Annotated in this window: 2 protein-coding genes; both read left to right on the forward strand. The window is 50.5% G+C overall.

Going from position 1 to position 2,003, the window contains the following annotated elements:
* Positions 1-662: 662 nt before the first annotated feature.
* Positions 663-899, forward strand: a complete 237-nt coding sequence (locus tag DD606_RS24805) for a hypothetical protein (RefSeq protein WP_001676031.1) — start codon at positions 663-665, stop codon at positions 897-899.
* A 225-nt stretch (positions 900-1,124) separates the two neighbouring features.
* Positions 1,125-1,307, forward strand: coding sequence for a hypothetical protein (locus DD606_RS24810; RefSeq protein ID WP_016265984.1), 183 nt, complete (start codon positions 1,125-1,127; stop codon positions 1,305-1,307).
* Positions 1,308-2,003: the final 696 nt, after the last annotated feature.

Consider the following 2,003-nt stretch of genomic DNA (forward strand, 5'->3'; position numbering starts at 1 on the left):
GGAACTGAGTGTCAGGCGTGGAATGAGATAAACGCGGCCATAACAGCGGAATGACACCGGTAAACCGAAAGGCAGGAACAGGAGAGCGCACGAGGGAGCCACCAGGGGGAAACGCCTGGTATCTTTAAGTCCTGTCGGGTTTCGCCACCACTGATTTGAGCGTCAGATTCTGTGATGCTTGTCAGGGGGGCGGAGCCTATGGAAAACCGGCAGCGCCTGGAACCTTTTCCCGTTGCCTTTCTTTCTCTCCTGCCCGTATATCGTACATCCTGTACTTTGTGCTACTTCTGCTCGCCGCAGCCGAACGCCCGAGCGGAGCGAGTCAGTGAGCGAGGAAGCAGCATATATTCTGTATGGCATTTTCTCCTTACGCGCCTGAGCCTTTTTCTACACCTGCTTTATGTAGCATCTATGTCCGGTGTTTCTGCGATGTTACATTTTAAGCCAGTATACACTCCGCTAGCGCTGCGTGACTGGTTCAGGGCTGCGCCCCGAAACCCGCTAAAACCACTGACGCGCCTGCGGCTTGCCCAACGTCTCACGTCACCGGATTAAAATCCGCTCCCGTTCACCGTTTCTGGCTGTCTTTCAGCACCGCCAGCGCTTCATCGGTTCTGCTGTGTCTGGCAGACTGTGCGGAGTTATTCTGACGGGAGAATGCTATGAACAGACTGACAAACCTGACACCTGCAGAGAAAAAATTTCTTGATGATGCTATTGCCGCAGCTGAGAGAGCGTCAGGCAAAAAGCTAAATCAGCCGAACCGGCATATCGTCCTGAACAGAGCGCGTGCGCAGATTGAGTCGCAGCGTTACGCCGATCGCCAGCGTGCATTACGTGAGGATGAGCGGCAGCAGTCCGAGTTTGCCTGGTCACGTCCGCGCGCGCCGCGCCGCTGATTGCGCCTTTTGGCGGTTTAGTGGTGCTGACACTCCGAAATCGTCTGCCATTCACCCGCGTGCATAGCCATGCAGTCGCGCAGAAATCATCAGGTGCGTTTTTCAGGGTTATGGCCAGGGAAAGGTGCTGGAAATGGCTAACTCGTTACAGAGTGGCGCTGAGGGCCTTTCAGGCGGTGCGGGCAACGGATGTTATGTTTAATGTTGATAACAGGAGTAAGAGTGATGCTTACATTTATTGGTGTAGTGGTAGTCGCCGTTATTGCATTTAAATTATTTATGCTTTTTTTTAGTTCATCCGAATCTGCCGTCGAACGTGCTACCCGTAAATATATGGAGAACCCTACGAGTGCTAACTATAAAATAATGGTGGCTACACGCATGAGAAATGAGAAGAAAAGAGGGTGATATATGTTTGATTTTATTGGTTTTTTATTTTTACTTTTGGTGTGTTATGTCTTTATACAAATGGTTGCTGTCAGGGTGTTTCCTGAATATGGAGTACGGAAAGCGGAGGAACGATACCGTCGAAATCCATCAGCAGAAAATGAGGATCTGTTATGGAGAGCTAGAAGTCGTATAACTAAACGCAAGTAATGTTTCCTAAGTGTGTTGATAGGCAAACATGGTGGGAGTTACTACTCTCGGAGTTAATGATCTTCTTGTGATCCTGTCGTTTCAGTCGTAATCTCTTGCTCTGAAAACGAAAAAACCACCTGGGGAGGTGGTTTGATCGAAGGTTAAGTCAGTTGGGGAACTGCTTAACCAGGTAACTGGGTATACGAGACCGCAGATACCGAAACTGTTCTTTCAGTGTAGCCGCAGTCAGGCCCATACTTCAAGACCTCTGAATCTCTCTCTCGTATATCCCAGTTACCAGTGGCTGCTGCCAGTGGCGCTTTGTCGTGCTTTCTCGGGTTGGACTCAAGATGATAGTTACCGGGTAAGGCGCAGCAGTCGGACTGAACGGGGGGTTTGTGCATACAGTCCAGCTTGGAGCGAACTGCCTACCCGGAACTGAGTGTCAGGCGTGGAATGAGATAAACGCGGCCATAACAGCGGAATGACACCGGTAAACCGAAAGGCAGGAACAGGAGAGCGCAC

This window comes from Enterobacter cloacae complex sp. GF14B (genome assembly GCF_004136805.1).
In the GTDB taxonomy this organism is placed as follows: Bacteria; Pseudomonadota; Gammaproteobacteria; order Enterobacterales; family Enterobacteriaceae; genus Enterobacter; species Enterobacter hormaechei_C.